We start from the raw sequence: 15,096 nt of genomic DNA, 5'->3' as shown, positions 1-15,096 counted from the left end.
GCCAAGGCTAGAACTTGGCCGGAAAAAGCTGGAAGCAGTCGGTTTTTGAGGTCGACTGGGCGGGCGTCGCAGGGGGGTCGGGTACGTATTCGGTGGCGCCCGGGGTCAGTTGGTGCCGCCGGGAACCGCTTGGAACCACCCGGCACGGGCCGTCGTCCTTAGCGGCGGCAGCCGGTCTCGGCCGTCGGCGCGGGTCGCGCTCCGCCCCCGCCGGACGTTTGATGGACCCGTAAGAAACTGCACGAACCGTGTGAACCTGCTTCTGGCGGACAGTGACGCGAAACCTGTACGTGTGGTGAGACACCGGTTACATGGTGTGATGTGGCCCTCGACGTTCAACGGAAAGGAACGAGCGCTCATGCGCGAGATCCTCGGAAGGCGTCTCCAGCGGCTCCGCGATCGCTTTCAATCCCTGCGCCCCGACCGGGGACAGAGCGGCACCGCGTCCGCTCTCCTCGATGCGGCGCTCGTCTGCGCCACCTCATGGCAGTGGCCCGTGCTGCCCGGTGTCGGCCGGTCCGCCACCGACGGCTCGCGGTGCGCCTGCCCCGATCCCGACTGCGTCGTCCCCGGCGCCCATCCCTTCGACCCGGGGCTGCTCGCCGCCACCACCGACCCCCGGATGGTGGTCTGGTGGTGGACCAACCGGCCCACCGCCCCCGTTCTGATGGCCACCGGCGGGACCGCCCCGTGTGCGGTGAGCCTGCCGGCGGGCGCGGCCGCGCGGGCCCTCGTACGGCTGGAGGCGCAGGGCATGCGGCTCGGGCCGGTCGTGGCCACGCCCACGCGCTGGTCGCTGCTGGTGGCGCCGTATTCGCTCGAGCGGCTCGGTGAACTCCTCTACGCGAAGGACCACGTGCCCTCCTCGCTGCGCTTCCACGGCGAGGGCGGATACCTGTTGCTGCCGCCGTCCGCCGCGTCCAGCGGTGGCCAGGTGCGCTGGGAACGCGAGCCGAGGCCGCAGCCCCGGCCGGGGTCCCGGCCGGGGAAGCAACAGCGGCAGGAGCAGCCGCAGTCGACGGCGCCGGAACCGCGGGGTGTGGTGGACCTATGGCTGCCCGAGGTCGAGGCGGTCGTGGACGCGCTGGTCGAGGCGAGCAGTGGCGCACCCGGCGGCGGCAGCAGGCTCGCGTACTGACCTGCAGGTGTCGGCGGGTCACTCGTACGGGTGCCAGCGGGACCGGTTTCGAGGGGAATTGGGCGCGGGGATCTCCGCGCCCCATTCCCGCGTCGCTATCTTCGGCGAATGAATCTCCGCCTGATCGGTATCGGCGCCGGTGTGCTGATCATCTTGTCGCTCCCACTCGCCGGAGCGATCGCCGGGCCGGATTTTGCCGGTCAGAGCGACGGAAAAGGCGGCGGCCTGTTCTCGGCGCTCGGGCTTTCGGAGTCTCCCCGCAGGTCTCCCGCGGCCCCGGCGCGGACGGCGGGGGCGGTGGAGCCGGGGAAGCCCGGCCCGGCGGAGCAGCCCCGGACCGATTCCCGCTGCGGTCCCGAACTGTCCTCGCCGCACGGCGTGGAGGCGCAGACCTGCGTGCTGGTGGGCGAGGGCCATACGTGGGGCCGGAGTTACTACAGGAACACGAGTGGTCGCGCGCTGGACGCCGTCCTGACGATGATGGGTCCGGCCGGGCGCACGGTGCAGATCCGGTGCGTGGTCGGCGCGGGCGACGAGCCGGGCCTGTGTGAAACGCCGAAGGAAGAGTCGGCCGGAGATCCTGACAGTTACTCGGCCGTAGCGGAGTTTGCAGTTCCGGATGATGAAGGGAAGCTGCTTCTGCGGTCCGGGAGCAACTCATCGGGACCGGGTGACGGTTGAGTACCGCCGAAAATGGAAGGGCCCGGTCGCTGGCGACGGGGGATGCACCAGCGACCGGGCTACAAGAACGGTAACAAGAGATCGCCTGTTCGCAAATTCGATCTCTGATATTCAGACACCGATTTGCAGACGATTAGCGGGAGTTGTGACTCCGGTCACCGGCTCCACGCGTGCGCGCGGTCAGCTGAGGGTCACCTGGCGGTTGGTGAGTCCGCCGCGTGCCCGGCGCTCCTCCGTGGTCAGCGGGGCGTCCGTGGCCAGGGCCCCGGCCAGCCGCTCCGCGAACTCCGCCGCGGGCTTCTCGACGTCGTCGGCCGTCACCCCGGTGGGCAGGTCCCAGACGGGGACCATGAGGCCGTGCGCGCGGAAGGAACCGACGAGCTTCGTGCCCTCGCCGAGGGAGGTCGTGCCGGCCGCGTGCAGCCGCGCGAGGGCGTCGAGCAGCTTCTCCTCGGGGTGCGGCATGACCCAGCGCAGGTGGTTCTTCTCCGGGGTCTCGCACCAGTAGGCGGCGTCCACGCCGGTCAGCTTGACGGTGGGAATGGCGGCCGCGTTGGCGCGCTCCAGCGAGGCGGCGATCTCCGGGGAGGCGTTCTGCGCGCTCTCGGATTCCGGAATCCAGAATTCGAAGCCGCTGTGCACAACCGGCTCGAAACCGCCGTCCGCGTCCAGGAGATCCTGAAGTCGCGGGCCCTCGGCGGGTACCCGGCGGGCAGCGACCGGAGTACCGGGATCCGCCACGAGCGCGCGCTCCAGCGTGTCGGCCATGTCGCGGCCGAGGTCCCCGCTGGACGAGTCGTTCTGCAGGCCGAGGAGGACGGACCCGTCCTCGCGGCGCAGCGCCGGCCAGGCCATGGGCAGTACGGTCACCAGCGTGACGGAGGGAACGCCCTCGGGCAGACCGCCCTTGAGGGTGAGCGGGACGGTGGCCGCGGGCACGAGCTCGCGCAGCGCGACCCAGTCGCACTCGCCCGGCAGGCCCTCGAACGGGCGCTGTACGTGCTCGGTGACGGCGTGCGCGGCGGCTGCGCCGTGGCAGGCCTTGTAGCGGCGCCCGGATCCGCAGGGGCAGGGCTCGCGCGCGCCCACAACGGGGATTTCACCGTTGTTGAGCTGCGGCTTTGCAGTCTTGGCTGCGGGGCGCTTCTTGGCCATCGTGCGTGTCTCCCGGTTGCGGCGGTACGGCGTCGTGTCTGGGCGCGAGCCTAGCCGTTCGTACCGCCGGAACCGGTGGTGTGCGGCCGGGAGCACGGTCGGCGTGCGCTCCCGGACGGCCGCCTGTGCGGATGACCGGTACTGCTGTTCTGTTGGTCGTGCGGTTGTTCTGTCGGTCGTGCGGTTCACTGAGCTTCAGTTGTGGTGCAGGGCTGTGCTGTCAGGGATCCCGCAGTCAGGGATCCAGGTCGTCGAACGCCGTGCTGAAGTCGATCGCCGGGGGCGCAACGCGCGTAGCGAAATCCTCGTGCCGGGGCCCACAGGCAACGACCACCCACACGGTGACCTCACCCGCCGCTCCGTCCCGGACACCCCAGTCCTGGGCAAGGGCGCTGATGATGTTCAGCCCCCGGCCGCCGCGCGCGGTGACCGAGGGCGTGGCAGGAACAGGGCGGGTGGGACCGCCCCCGTCCGTGACCTCGACCGTCAGCCGCCCCGCTCTGTCGACGCGCCATGCGGCGCGTATCTCCCCGTCCCCGACTTCCCGCGTGCCCAGCGGCCTGCCGTGTCGGCAGGCGTTGCTGAGCAGTTCGGAAAGGATCAGTACGGCATCGTCCACGACCGATTCGGGCACACCGCTGATCCGCAGTTGTTCGCGCATCCGGTGTCTAGCCTCGCCCACGCCCGCAGGACCATGGCGTACGTCCATGCACGACGACGTGGGCACTTCTTGTGCCACCACCAACGCCACCCCCGGAACCTCCTTAGCCCCACGCATGGTCTGGATGCCCCAATGGCCTGGACCGGAAACCGCCGAAGCGGGCCCCTCTGACGCATTCATGCCGAACGAATGCGGAGCGGATGCGCCGGAGCACACCCTGTTACGGAAGGGGCAGGGGTGGCGGGTGTGCAAATCGGGACGTCAGCGCCCCAGTTGGGACAGAACTTGACGGGGTCTGTTCGTGATGATCGCTTCCACACCCAGATCAGCGCAGAGCTGAACGTCTTCGGGCTCGTTCACTGTCCATACGTGTACGGAGTGGCCCGCGTCCTGGAGCCTGCGGATGTAGCCGGGGTGGTTGCGCACGATCCGCATCCCGGGACCGGCGATCGTCACCCCGGCCGGCAGTCGCCCGTCCCGCATCCGGGGCGAGATGAACTGCATCAGGTACACGGTCGGGATCGTCGGGGCGGCCGCGCGCACCCGGTGCAGGGAGCGCGCGGAGAAGCTCATGACCCGGACCGGGTGCGGCCCGGCGGCGGGCGGGGTGTCCAGGCCGAAGCGCTTGAGGAGGAAGAGGAGGCGTTCCTCCACCTGTCCGGCCCAGCGGGTCGGGTGCTTCGTCTCGATCGCGAGCTGCACCGGCCGTCCGGCGTCGGAGACGAGCTCCAGCAGGCGCTCCAGGGTGAGGACGGAGGTCCGCTCGGGGTCCGCGTCCCAGTCGGGGGACTCCTCGCGGTCCTTCCAGGAGCCGAAGTCGAGGGCGGCGAGATCGGCCAGCTCCAGGGCCGAGACGGCGCCGCGGCCGTTCGAGGTGCGGTTCACCCGGCGGTCGTGGACCAGCACCAGGTGGCCGTCGGCGGTGAGCCGGACATCGCATTCGAGGCCGTCGGCGCCGTCCTCGATCGCCTTGCGGTAGGCGGCCAGGGTGTGCTCGGGGGCGTCCTCCGAGGCGCCGCGGTGGGCGACGACCTGGATGGTGCGCGGCATTGCGTGGGTCACCGGGTCATGGTGCCACCGAGCGGGCCCCCGGCGTCGAGGTCCATCCTGTGGATCCGTCCGAAATGTCGGATATAAAGAATGGGGAGAGATGCACAGGTCCGGCTTACAGTGCTCTGACGGGTCATGGGAAAGGCTTTGCCCAGGAACTTGTGCGGCACGTGGAACGTTCAGTCGGACCGATCGCCATAGATTTTTCGAAGCCGTGTGTGACGAGGAGAGAGCGCTGTGAGCAACGAGAACGAGGGCACCGCGGCCCCCACACCCCCCGCGGCCCCGTCCGTACCCCCTGCTCCGGCCTCCGAGACGCAGGCGGCGGGTCACGCGTCTGCTCCGCAGCCGGCAGACGCCGCACCGCAGGCCGCACCGCACGTTCCGGCCGCTCCGGCGACCGGGCCCGCGGCCGCAGAGCCGGTGACCCAGCAGCTTCCCCCTACGCCCGCGCCCGGTACCGAGCCCACCCAGCAGATCCCGCCCGCCCCGGTGGCCCCGGCCTACGGTCAGGCTCCCGCGCCGGCCGCGCACGGAGCCGAGGGCTGGCCGCCCCCGCCGCCCACCGTGCCGGCGTACGGTGGCCACGGCGGCGGCGCCTGGGGCGCTCCCCTGACCACGGACGGCGCCCCCGCACCCAAGCCGAAGGGCAAGGGCGGCCTGATCGCGGCCGTGCTCGTGGCGGCCCTCCTCGCGGGCGGCATCGGCGGCGGCGTCGGCTACTGGGCCGCCGAGCGCAGCAACAACGGCACCGGCTCGACCACGATCAGCGCGGCCAACACGCCCAAGGACATCAAGCGCGAAGCCGGCTCCATCGCCGGCCTGGCCGCGGGCGCACTGCCCAGCGTGGTCACCATCGAGGCCTCGGCGGGCGACGGCGAGGGCGGCACCGGCACCGGGTTCGTCTACGACCAGCAGGGCCACATCCTCACCAACAACCACGTGGTGGCCTCCGCCGCGAACGGCGGCAAGCTCTTCGCGATCTTCTCCGACGGCAAGAAGTACGACGCCGAGGTGGTGGGCCGAGCCCAGGGCTACGACGTCGCGGTCCTCAAGCTGAAGAACCCGCCGGCCGGTCTCAAGCCGCTGCCGCTCGGCGACTCCGACAAGGTCGCGGTCGGCGACTCGACCATCGCGATCGGCGCCCCCTTCGGCCTGTCCAACACGGTCACCACCGGCATCGTCAGCGCCAAGAACCGTCCGGTCGCCTCCGGAGACGGCAGCGGCAGCAAGAACTCGTACATGAGCGCGCTCCAGACGGACGCCTCGATCAACCCGGGCAACTCCGGCGGCCCGCTCCTCGACGGCCGCGGCGCGGTCATCGGCATCAACTCCGCGATCCAGTCGGCCGGCAACGGCGGCTTCGGCGGCGGCCAGGCCGGCTCCATCGGCCTCGGCTTCGCCATCCCGATCAACCAGGCGAAGAACGTCGCCCAATCGCTGATCAAGACGGGCAAGCCGGTCTACCCGGTGATCTCGGTCTCCGTCGACCTCCAGGCCAAGGCGGAGGGCGCGAAGATCTCCGAGCAGGGTGCGGCGGCCAACGAGCTCGTCGACCCGAACGGCCCGGCCGGCAAGGCCGGCCTGAAGCCCGGCGACGTCATCACCGAGTTCGGCGGCAAGCCGGTCGACAGCGGCCCGACCCTGATCAGCATGATCTGGACGTACAAGCCCGGCGACACCGTGAAGCTGACCTACCTGCGCAGCGGCAAGCCGACCACGGTCGACATCACGCTCGGCTCGCGGGTCGGCGACAAGTAGCGGGACCGGCCACGGCGGTGGCCCGATGAGGAGGGGCCGTAGGCGGGATTCTGCCTACGGCCCCTCCAACGTCCGCTTATGCTTCGTTGGTGTTCGATTCCCGGCACATACGGACCTTTCACGCGGTGGTCGCCTCCGGGTCGTACTCGGCGGCCGCCCGTGTGCTGGGGTACACCCAGCCCGCCATCACCCAGCAGATGAAGGCGCTCGAACGCGCCGTCGGCACCCCGCTGTTCACCCGCGTGGGCCGCAAGATGCAGCTCACCGAGGCCGGCGAGTCGCTCTCCCGGCATGCCGAGACCATCCTCGGCAACCTCTCCGCCGCCGAGGCGCAGCTGAGGGCGTACGCCCGCCTGCGCACCGGGCGGGTCAGGCTGTGCGGTTTCCCCAGCGCCAACGTCACCCTCGTACCGGAGGCCCTGAGCGGCCTGGCCAAAGACCATCCGGGCGTACAAGTGGAGCTGCTGGAGGGCGAGCCGCCGGAATCGCTGCGCCGGCTGGAGCGCGGCGAGTGCGACATCACGCTGGCCTTCACCTATCCCGGCCTGCACGAGGAGATCCCGGAGGAGGTCGCCGAGGTCAGGCTGCTGGAGGACCAGCTGACGGTGCTGCTCCCGACCGGGCATCCGCTGGCCCGGCGCCGCGCCGTGCACCTGGCCGACCTCGCCGAGGAACGGTGGATCGCCGGCTGTCCGCGCTGCCGGGCGAACCTGCTGCACGAGTGCGCGGAGCTGGGCTTCGTGCCCGACATCCGCTTCGCCACCGACGACAACCTGGTGGTGCAGAGCCTGGTCGCACAGGGGCTGGGCGTGGCGATGATGCCCGCCCTGGTGCTGCCCTCCCTCTCGCTGACCCGGGTGTGCGGGCGGGCGCTCCAACCCGCCGCGCGCCGGCACATCGCCGCCTACGTCTACCGGGACCACCTGCGGATTCCGGCGACGGCCGTGGTCCTCGACGCACTGAAGCAGGCGGCGGCGAACCGGGTCGGCTGCTGATCAACCCATAAGCGGTGCTTGGGATTTCAGGTCATAACTGTCGTTGGACGTGATGGAACGACGGCAGCACGCTGCCGATATGACCACCACCACGCCGGCCCGCACCACCACGAGGATGGCCGCCCTCGTCAGTGAGATCCGCACCGTCGTGGAGCGGGGGCTGGCTCCCGACCTCACCGCGTATCTGGTGGGTGAACGGCTCGCCCCGCACCTGGGCGCGCCCGACCTCCTGACACCGGCCCAGCAGGAGGGCGACCCGGAGCGGTACCGCCAGCACGTCCTGCACGCCGAGTCGGACGGCAGCTTCTCGGTGGTGGCCCTGGTGTGGCTGCCCGGGCAGGAGACCTGCATCCACGACCACGTGTCGTGGTGCGTGGCCGGAGTACACCAGGGCGAGGAGAGCGAACGCCGCTTCCGCCTCGCGCCGGGCGTCGGCCCGGCCCGTCTGGTGGCCACCGAGGACGTGGTCAACGCGCAGGGTGAGGTCTGCGGTTTCGCCCCGCCCGGCGATATCCACAAGGTGCGCAACTCCTGTGGCGCCAAGGCGATATCCGTGCACGTGTACGGGGCCGACGTGTCCCGGCTGGGCACCAGCATCCGTCGCGTCTATACGCTCCCCGTCGACTGATGGCCCTCCTCCACCGCCCCCACGGCGCGGCGGTCCGCCACGTTTCACGTGAAACATCCACGCCCTGGCCCGGGTTGGCGATGGCTGCGGGCGGGGCGCTGACCGCCTGGGGCATCCACCGTCTCGTACCCGCCGTCCCCATGCTGACGGCCTCGGTGGTGCTGGGTATCGCGGCGGCGCATTTCCCCCGTCTGCGGACCTTCGTACGCGGAACCGCGCGCCCGGGTCTCTCCCTGGCCGGCCGGCGGCTCATGCGCATCGGCATCGTGCTGCTGGGCCTCGGCCTGGGGCTGGACCAGGTGCTCCGGCTCGGCTGGGCCACGGTGGCGATGGTGGTGGGGGTGGTCGCGGCCACCTTCCTCGGAACCGTCTGGCTCGGGCGTCGTCTCGGCCTCCCGGGTGACCAGCCGTTGCTGATCGCCACCGGCTACTCGATCTGCGGGGCCTCGGCGATCGGCGCGGTGAGCGAGGTGTCGGGCAGCGACGAGGAGGACGTGGCCGCGTCCGTGGCGCTGGTCACCCTCTGCGGAACCCTCGCCATCGCGGTACTCCCGCTCCTCCAGGGCCCGTTGGGACTCTCCGACCCGGCCTTCGGACGCTGGGTCGGCGCCGGTGTCCACGACGTCGGCCAGGTGGTGGCGACGGCGCAGACCGCGGGCCCGGAGGCCCTGGGCGAAGCGGTGCTGGTCAAGCTCATGCGGGTGGCGCTGCTCGCCCCGCTGGTGGCGGCCGTGGCCTTCTCCGTACGGGCCCGGCGGCGCGGTGTGCGCACCGCCTCGGGGCGCCGGCCGGCCCCGGTTCCGCTGTTCGTGGCCGGCTTCCTGGCCGCGGCCGCGCTGCGCGCCACCGGCGCACTGCCCGACGTAGCGCTGGAGTGGGCGCACACCGCGCAGGAGGCACTGCTGGCAGCGGCCCTGTTCGGCCTGGGGAGCGCGGTGCACCTGCCGACGCTGGCCCGGACCGGGGGGCGGGCGGCGGCGCTGGGGCTCGGGGCCTGGGTGGTGGTGGCCGGTGTTTCGTACGCGGGCGTGATGCTCACCGCATGACGGCGCAACGGCGGGGAGTTGGCCATTTCCTGGCCGGAACCGACCGAACGTTCTGACTGCCCGCTGACATTGACGCGCGGCCGTGCCACTCTGCCCCGGCAAGGCCGCACCCGGCACGAGCCACCACGCACACGCCACCACGCCCAAGCCACCACGCACACGCACCGCGCAACGCACACGCACCGCGCACAGCCGATCCGCACCGACCGTTCTTCACCCCCACCCTGCCCGGCTTCACCCGGACCGGGCACGGCAGAAGGAGTCATGCGTGAATCGTCATCGCACGGCCTTATCCGTCCTGCTCTCGGCGGGCGCCCTGGTCGCGGGCGTTCTGACGGCGGCCGCTCCCTCGGTCGCGGCGGAGACCCCCGCGTCCTTCCGGCAGCAGCACACCTCCGGCTTCTGGACCGCCGAGCGGATGCGCAGCGCCACCCCGCTCGACGTGACGGCGGTCCCCGGCACGTCCCGCACCCCGGTCGCCACCTCGCCGGCGGCCACCAGGATCGCCCCGACGGCTGCCGCCTCCCCCACGGCCTTCCCGCAGGCGGGCGGCGCGTGGACGGGCGGCGGCGCGGTCGTGAAGACCTCGGGCCGGGTCTTCTTCACGATGGGTGGCCGGACCGCCTCCTGCTCGGGCGACTCGGTGACCAGCGCCAACGGCAGCACGGTCATCACGGCCGGCCACTGCGTGAAGTACCAGGGCGCCTGGCACACGAACTGGGTCTTCGTCCCGGCCTACAACAACGGGTCCGCGCCCTACGGCCAGTGGTCGGCCACCAAGACCTTCGCCACCGACCAGTGGGCGGCCAGCGAGGACATGAACATGGACGTCGGCCTGGCCGTCGTCGCCCCGCTGAACGGCCAGACCCTCAGCCAGGCCGTCGGCGCCCAGGGGATCCTCTTCAACGGCGGCTACAACAAGAAGATGTACTCCTTCGGCTTCCCTGCCGCCGCCCCGTACGACGGCACGAAGCTGGTCTACTGCAGCGGCAACAGCAGCAAGGACTTCCTGCTGACCCGCGACCACGGCCTGGCCTGCAACATGACCGGCGGTTCCAGCGGCGGCCCCTGGTTCCAGGACTTCAACGAGGCCACGGGCCTCGGCACCCAGGTCTCGGTGAACAGCTTCGGCTACACCTTCCTGCCGAACCGGATGTACGGGCCGTACTTCGGCAACGAGGCGAAGGCGGCCTACGACAAGGCCCAGGTCTCCTGACCCGGTGTGGGGAGCCCGGCAGACCCCGCTCACCTGCGGGTGAGCAGGGCTCCCCACATGGCCCGCGTGCGGTGGGCACGGTAGGACAGCTTCTTCCACGGCCGGTACCGCCAGGGGAAGGCTTCCGCGTAGCCGTCGACGTGGCGGAACTGCAGGACCGCTGCCCGGTAGCGGCCCTGGCGGAGCAGGAAGTACGCGAGGGCGTGCCGTGCCGAGGGCAGGTTCGGGTGGCCTTCGGCCGCGGCCACGTCGTCGAGGGCGGCGTCGACGAGCGCGGTGAGCATCGGGGTCCGGAAGGAATCGGCGGGTACGCGTCCCTCGGCACTGAGGACGTGGTGCTCGTACCAGGAGACCAGGGGCAGCACGGTCAGCAGGCTGCCCTTCGGCGCCCGTCGCGCGGCCTCGGCGGCGAACTGCTCGGCCTCCTGAGCGGAACCGCGCCACTTGCGGCACTTGTACTGCAGGGCGGCGGAGTGGGCCTGGTAGTGGTCGGGCGCCCGCTTGGTGACCTCGGTCCACAGCGCTCGCATCTGCTCCTTGGAGTACCCCAGTCCGAGGGCGACCCAGATCTCCTTGGCGAACGGGGTGGGGTCATCCGGGTTCAGCGCGGCGATGTGCGCGAGATCCTGCCGGGCCCCGGCCAGCTCACGGTGGAAGCCCTGGGCCTGCTCGGCGGAGGTCGCGCTCGCGTAGGCGGCTCCGCGCAGCTTCCAGGCGTACTCGATGCGTGCGCATGCGCTGACCAGCATGGCGTCCGGGTCCTCGGGGCGGGCGGCGTGCCACTTTCCGAGCCAGGCGCCGTCGTCGTGGACGGCCGTGTACGCGAGGTGCTGCACGTAGTGCGCGCGCAGGTTCCAGTCGCTCCCGGCAGAGCCCACGAGGAGGGCCGCCGGCTCCCACTCCCCCGTACGGACGGAGTTGAGGACGGGCTCGAGCTGAGGGTCGGGCCCGGGCAGCCGGCCGTTCTGGGGCCGGAGGGGGAGCAGTCCGTACCGGAGCCAGTACGCGGCCACGAGAGAAGCTATGAGGATGATTGCGGCCATGGATGTCCCTGATGCCTTGAAAGTCGCGCGGTTGTTCGAGCGCTGAGCGCAGCGGAGTATGCACACCCACCAGCGGAAATCGCAACGGCGGTTCTAGGGCGCGCCGAGCAGTGGCGTCAGCCGGTACTCTGGACCCCGCTCCGCCGCTGGTCGGCCGGGGCGAGGGTGGGTTGCCCGAGCGGCCTAAGGGAACGGTCTTGAAAACCGTCGTGGCGCGAGTCACCGTGGGTTCAAATCCCACACCCACCGCTTGCAGGTCAGAGGGCGGGCACCCGATCAGGGTGTCCGCCCTCTCTGCTCAGCCTGTCTCACCTTGATGCACCCGTATCCCACTGTTGACGAGCGCGTATGGGCCATCTGTGGGCCAGGATCACGGCGCTAGACCTGCGCACTCCTGGCGTCGCGCCGCCGCGCCACGTAGCGGAGCAGGGCCCAGATCGCCGCGGCGTTGACCAGGGCGCTGACCAGGACCGCGCCGTAGAAGCCGAATTCGGACCACATGTCGAGCTTGGTGTCGATGGATGTGTCCGGTGCCACCCAGTCCGCGGGGAGTGGGTCTGACTCCGAGGGGTAGTCCGTGGGCAGCTTCGTGGGCGGCTGAGAGCCGTACTGGGGATGGGGATCCAGGGGCGGGGCCGAGTCCAGGGCATCCGCCGCGGGTCCGAAGGACGTCAACAGCAGGAGGCTGACCGGCGCCGTGGCCAGGATCGGCCAGACTCCGAAGAACCCGATGTCGCCCGTCCTGCTGCCGACCGCGACGTAGACCAGCATCGCGACCACCAGGGCCAGGTATCCACCGGGCACGCACATCTCAGGCTTCGACCAGCGCCGCACCATGTCGTTCCCCGTTCCCGTTCCGCTTCGTTCGACCTGCACCCAGTCTCGAAGCTGCCGGGGACCGCCACTTGAGTACGCCTACTCATCCTGCTCGGCCGTGCGTACTTGGTCAGAGCCGTGCACGGTGAGCACGCCGGGGAGCGCCTGCGGCAGCCGCCGGGGAAGCGTGCCGCCCGCCGGCTTCCGGTCACGTGGCCGGCCCTCCTGACCTCGCCGAATGTGAAGATCACCACGCGACCGCGGAGGTCCGGGCGTACCAACGGCTTTGAGTCATATGGCCGGTTGACATGCCCCCGATGGTTTTGGCGCCCTCCGCAAAGATCATTTCCAGATGATCATCAGTACGCGTGAACGAAGGAAGTCAGCAGTGCAGATCAAGCGCAGCATGAAGGTCGCAGTCGCCACCGGCGCACTCATCATCGCCGGTGCCGCTCCGGCCCTGGCGACCACCGCCTACGTCGGTGGCGGCGAGTGGAACTACGGCGCCGGTACCGCCACGGTGTGGTCGGACTACTACCACGGCTCCAAGTGCCACGGTTCGACCTCCGTCGGTGCCTACATCGACAGCGATGAGGCCGCCCAGGGCTCCTGGTCCATCACCTCGGCCAAGGTGAAGCTGAGCGGCAACAAGTCGTACTACAACACCTCCTGCTGATCTGAGCCGGGTTCCACGCCCCGGCCCTTCAGTGCCGAGCCGTCCGGCCCTCCGGGGCCGGGCGGCTTGCTCCCCCCACGCGCTGCGCTCCAGAAGTGCCCCTAGCTAGGCAATAGATGCTGCATCGAGGTATCAAGTTCGCCCACGCCGTCGTCCTGGCGTTCTCCGCGACCCTCTCTTTCCTCTTCCTCCGGAGTCTCGACGAGGACTGGGCCCTCGGGCACTCCGCCGTCGTCTGGGTGACGGACGCCGACGGCGCGGCCAGCGGCTCGCAAGCCGCCGCCGCGGTCGCCGATTTCGCCGCGAAGAACCACGCGACGGTCGTCCGCGAGGTCCCCGACCTCAAGGACCCGTCCCACCGCCGTCATCTCTACCTCGCACCCGGTGGCCCCCACTCCGACTGGCTGCGCGAGGGCTATCCCGCCTTCAGCCGCGGATACCGGACCGAGGTGCACCCCGTCTCCGAGCTGGGCCAGCGCGACCCGCGCGGCTTCTACTACGTCATCGGCCCGGACGCCGCCGCCGCGTCGCTGACCCGGACCTTCGACGAGCTCGGGCTGGTCTCCTCCGTCAACCAGCCCTTCTCCCTGGCGCAGCTGACCACCGTCTACGCCGACAGCGCGCTGTACCGCTCGTTCTTCGTGGTCGCGCTCGCCGTCGTCACGATGACCGGCGCGAGCGTCCTGCTCAACGCCAAGGCCTACGGAGTGCAGCGGCTCCAGGGCAGATCGTTCGGCCGGATCCTCCTGCGCGACATGCGGCAGCTGGCGGCGTTCTGGTCGGTCGCCTGCGCCGCCGTCTCCGCCCTGACCCTGCTGGCCCTCGGCCTCTACAACGGGCTGGCGTGGATCGGCCAGTTCGCCGCGATCGCCCTGGGCGTCACCCTCGCGCTCAGCCTCATCGCCCTCGTCACCCACTCGGCCATGCTCTGGCTGACCTTCCAGACCGACGTCCTGCGCGCACTCAAGGGCGAACTGCCCGCGCGCGCCGCGTCGATCAGCGCCTATGTCGTACGGATACCCGCCCTGCTCCTCGCCCTCAGCATCGCCACGGCCGTCGTGCTCGGCGCCCAGGACGTCCTGGCCCGGCAGGAGAGCCGGGAGGCGTACGCGAAGATCGGCGATGCCACCTCGATCCGGTTCAACGGCAGCCTGGCGAGCGACACGGCGCTGCGCAGCCTGGACGAGAACGTCGGCCCCTGGCTCCGCCAGGCCGACCGGGACGGCCAGATCATCGTCGCCGGGCACCGGGACCTGCGGCTGTCGGCCGGCATACCGGGCCTGACCAAGGGCGACCTGCTGGTCGTCAACGAGTCCTTCCTCGCGAAGCAGCCCCTCCTCGACCCGGCGGGGCGACGGATCGAACCGACCGCCGCCGCCCCCGACCAGATCCGGCTCCTCGTCCCCGAGAACCTCGCGCAGCACACCGCCCGGCTCAAGGAGCTCACCCCGACGTGGCTGAGCCCGAGCGACCCGGGCAAGATCGCTCCGGCGCAGGTGAAGACCGTGCCGACGAAGGACGGGCAGCGCGTCTTCACCTACAACCCGCGCGGCAAATCGCGCGCATCGGACCACCCGGGTGCGGACGACTCCCTGGTGACGGACCCCGTCGTCATCGTCTTCCCCAACGGCGCGCCCTACCTGAGCGACAAGGGCTACACGAGCTACGCCTCCCAGCGCAGCATCGTCTTCCAGAACCCGGACGACGTCACGGCCGGTGTCCAGCAGCGGCACCTGGAGTCGTACGTCACCGCCGTGACCCCCGTGGGGCAGGACGCCGCGCTCGAGCTGCGCAAGGTGGTCGGGGACTTCCGGCTCCAGCTGTTCAACCTGGTCGTGGCCGTGGCGGTGCTGCTCATCACCGGGGTCGGCGTCTGCATCGTCCACTCCCGCAAGAACGCTCAGGCGATCTTCGCCCGCCACATCAGCGGCTGGACCTTCACGGCCACCCACCGTCCCGTCCTGCTGCTCGAAGGCCTGCTGGCCGTGCTGCTCGCCGGATGGGTGCCCTTCCAGGTGTGGCAGCAGAACCAGGACGCCGCCCGCTACGAAAGCCTCGGCATCCCCGCCCCCACCCCGCCCGCCGAATTCACCGGGCTCGACTTCGGCGTCACCGGCGTGCTCGTCGCCGTAGAGGTCGCGGCGGTGCTCGTGGCCCTCGTCGTCTTCCACCGCCGGATCGTCAAGGAAGGGGCGACCGAGTCGTGATCCCCCACCTTTCTGCAGGAGTT

Annotated in this window: 14 protein-coding genes and 1 tRNA gene; 10 read left to right on the top strand and 5 right to left on the bottom strand. The window is 70.8% G+C overall.

Annotation, left to right across the window (positions count from 1 at the left end; genetic code table 11):
• Positions 1-358 precede the first annotated feature (358 nt).
• Together OG472_RS22500 and OG472_RS22495 are read left to right on the top strand one after the other, a co-directional pair.
• Positions 359-1,138, top strand: coding sequence for a bifunctional DNA primase/polymerase (locus OG472_RS22500; RefSeq protein WP_401610281.1), 780 nt, complete (start codon positions 359-361; stop codon positions 1,136-1,138).
• Positions 1,139-1,246: 108 nt separating this feature from the next.
• On the top strand, positions 1,247-1,819 hold the full coding sequence (locus OG472_RS22495) for a hypothetical protein (protein WP_401610283.1): 573 nt from the start codon (positions 1,247-1,249) through the stop codon (positions 1,817-1,819).
• A gap of 180 nt (positions 1,820-1,999) precedes the next feature.
• Here the strand turns inward: OG472_RS22495 and OG472_RS22490 are convergent, their stop codons facing one another.
• The 3 genes from OG472_RS22490 to OG472_RS22480 form a co-directional block, all read right to left on the bottom strand.
• Positions 2,000-2,974 (bottom strand): DUF5926 family protein, encoded by a 975-nt coding sequence (locus OG472_RS22490; protein ID WP_401610285.1) that lies wholly within the window; start codon positions 2,972-2,974, stop codon positions 2,000-2,002.
• 235 nt (positions 2,975-3,209) lie between these two features.
• Positions 3,210-3,725, bottom strand: coding sequence for an ATP-binding protein (locus tag OG472_RS22485; protein WP_376611851.1), 516 nt, complete (start codon positions 3,723-3,725; stop codon positions 3,210-3,212).
• Between the two features lie 171 nt (positions 3,726-3,896).
• Positions 3,897-4,685 (bottom strand): glycerophosphodiester phosphodiesterase, encoded by a 789-nt coding sequence (locus OG472_RS22480; RefSeq protein WP_383565613.1) that lies wholly within the window; start codon positions 4,683-4,685, stop codon positions 3,897-3,899.
• A gap of 237 nt (positions 4,686-4,922) precedes the next feature.
• Here OG472_RS22480 and OG472_RS22475 point away from each other — a divergent pair, with 237 nt between their 5' ends.
• From OG472_RS22475 to OG472_RS22455, 5 genes are all read left to right on the top strand, one after another.
• Complete coding sequence (locus OG472_RS22475; RefSeq protein WP_401610287.1) at positions 4,923-6,446, top strand: trypsin-like peptidase domain-containing protein; 1,524 nt, start codon at positions 4,923-4,925, stop codon at positions 6,444-6,446.
• Between the two features lie 89 nt (positions 6,447-6,535).
• Positions 6,536-7,441 carry a LysR family transcriptional regulator gene (locus tag OG472_RS22470; RefSeq protein ID WP_383564899.1) on the top strand — a complete coding sequence of 302 codons (906 nt, stop codon included), beginning with the start codon at positions 6,536-6,538 and terminating at the stop codon, positions 7,439-7,441.
• Between the two features lie 79 nt (positions 7,442-7,520).
• A complete protein-coding gene (locus OG472_RS22465) occupies positions 7,521-8,069 on the top strand; it encodes a cysteine dioxygenase (RefSeq protein WP_401610289.1) in 549 nt (182 codons plus the stop codon).
• Positions 8,069-9,115 carry a YeiH family protein gene (locus OG472_RS22460; RefSeq protein ID WP_405941945.1) on the top strand — a complete coding sequence of 349 codons (1,047 nt, stop codon included), beginning with the start codon at positions 8,069-8,071 and terminating at the stop codon, positions 9,113-9,115. Before OG472_RS22465 ends, OG472_RS22460 begins: the two co-directional genes overlap by 1 nt.
• A 268-nt stretch (positions 9,116-9,383) precedes the next feature.
• Positions 9,384-10,331 (top strand): trypsin-like serine peptidase, encoded by a 948-nt coding sequence (locus OG472_RS22455; RefSeq protein WP_401610292.1) that lies wholly within the window; start codon positions 9,384-9,386, stop codon positions 10,329-10,331.
• Between the two features lie 29 nt (positions 10,332-10,360).
• On the opposite strand, the gene OG472_RS22450 is transcribed toward OG472_RS22455, so the two are convergent.
• On the bottom strand, positions 10,361-11,374 hold the full coding sequence (locus OG472_RS22450; RefSeq protein WP_405830948.1) for a hypothetical protein: 1,014 nt from the start codon (positions 11,372-11,374) through the stop codon (positions 10,361-10,363).
• Between the two features lie 164 nt (positions 11,375-11,538).
• Between OG472_RS22450 and OG472_RS22445 the strand changes: the two genes are divergently transcribed.
• Positions 11,539-11,623: transfer RNA gene (locus OG472_RS22445), tRNA-Ser, on the top strand.
• Positions 11,624-11,752: 129 nt separating this feature from the next.
• On the opposite strand, the gene OG472_RS22440 is transcribed toward OG472_RS22445, so the two are convergent.
• Positions 11,753-12,178 carry an SCO4225 family membrane protein gene (locus OG472_RS22440; protein ID WP_405941944.1) on the bottom strand — a complete coding sequence of 142 codons (426 nt, stop codon included), beginning with the start codon at positions 12,176-12,178 and terminating at the stop codon, positions 11,753-11,755.
• Between the two features lie 400 nt (positions 12,179-12,578).
• On the opposite strand from OG472_RS22440, the gene OG472_RS22435 reads away from it, so the two are divergent.
• Entirely contained in the window at positions 12,579-12,866 is a 288-nt protein-coding gene (locus tag OG472_RS22435; protein ID WP_401610295.1) for a lactococcin 972 family bacteriocin, read from the top strand.
• Positions 12,867-12,982: 116 nt separating this feature from the next.
• Complete coding sequence (locus OG472_RS22430; RefSeq protein WP_405941943.1) at positions 12,983-15,073, top strand: bacteriocin-associated integral membrane family protein; 2,091 nt, start codon at positions 12,983-12,985, stop codon at positions 15,071-15,073.
• Positions 15,074-15,096 lie beyond the last annotated feature (23 nt).

The sequence above is a fragment of the Streptomyces sp. NBC_00207 genome, from assembly GCF_045160965.1.
Taxonomy (GTDB): domain Bacteria; phylum Actinomycetota; class Actinomycetes; order Streptomycetales; family Streptomycetaceae; genus Streptomyces.
Note: the sequence above shows the minus strand (reverse complement) of the source record. Positions and strands in the feature narration are given on the sequence as shown.

Excerpts from the sequence above, each read along its gene's own strand:
- OG472_RS22500 (WP_401610281.1), top strand. The coding sequence starts at position 359 with ATGCGCGAGATCCTCGGAAGGCGTCTCCAGCGGCTCCGCGATCGCTTT.
- OG472_RS22495 (WP_401610283.1), top strand. The coding sequence starts at position 1,247 with ATGAATCTCCGCCTGATCGGTATCGGCGCCGGTGTGCTGATCATCTTG.
- OG472_RS22490 (WP_401610285.1), bottom strand. The coding sequence starts at position 2,974 with ATGGCCAAGAAGCGCCCCGCAGCCAAGACTGCAAAGCCGCAGCTCAAC.
- OG472_RS22480 (WP_383565613.1), bottom strand. The coding sequence starts at position 4,685 with ATGCCGCGCACCATCCAGGTCGTCGCCCACCGCGGCGCCTCGGAGGAC.
- OG472_RS22465 (WP_401610289.1), top strand. The coding sequence starts at position 7,521 with ATGACCACCACCACGCCGGCCCGCACCACCACGAGGATGGCCGCCCTC.
- OG472_RS22460 (WP_405941945.1), top strand. The coding sequence starts at position 8,069 with ATGGCCCTCCTCCACCGCCCCCACGGCGCGGCGGTCCGCCACGTTTCA.
- OG472_RS22450 (WP_405830948.1), bottom strand. The coding sequence starts at position 11,374 with ATGGCCGCAATCATCCTCATAGCTTCTCTCGTGGCCGCGTACTGGCTC.
- OG472_RS22430 (WP_405941943.1), top strand. The coding sequence starts at position 12,983 with ATGCTGCATCGAGGTATCAAGTTCGCCCACGCCGTCGTCCTGGCGTTC.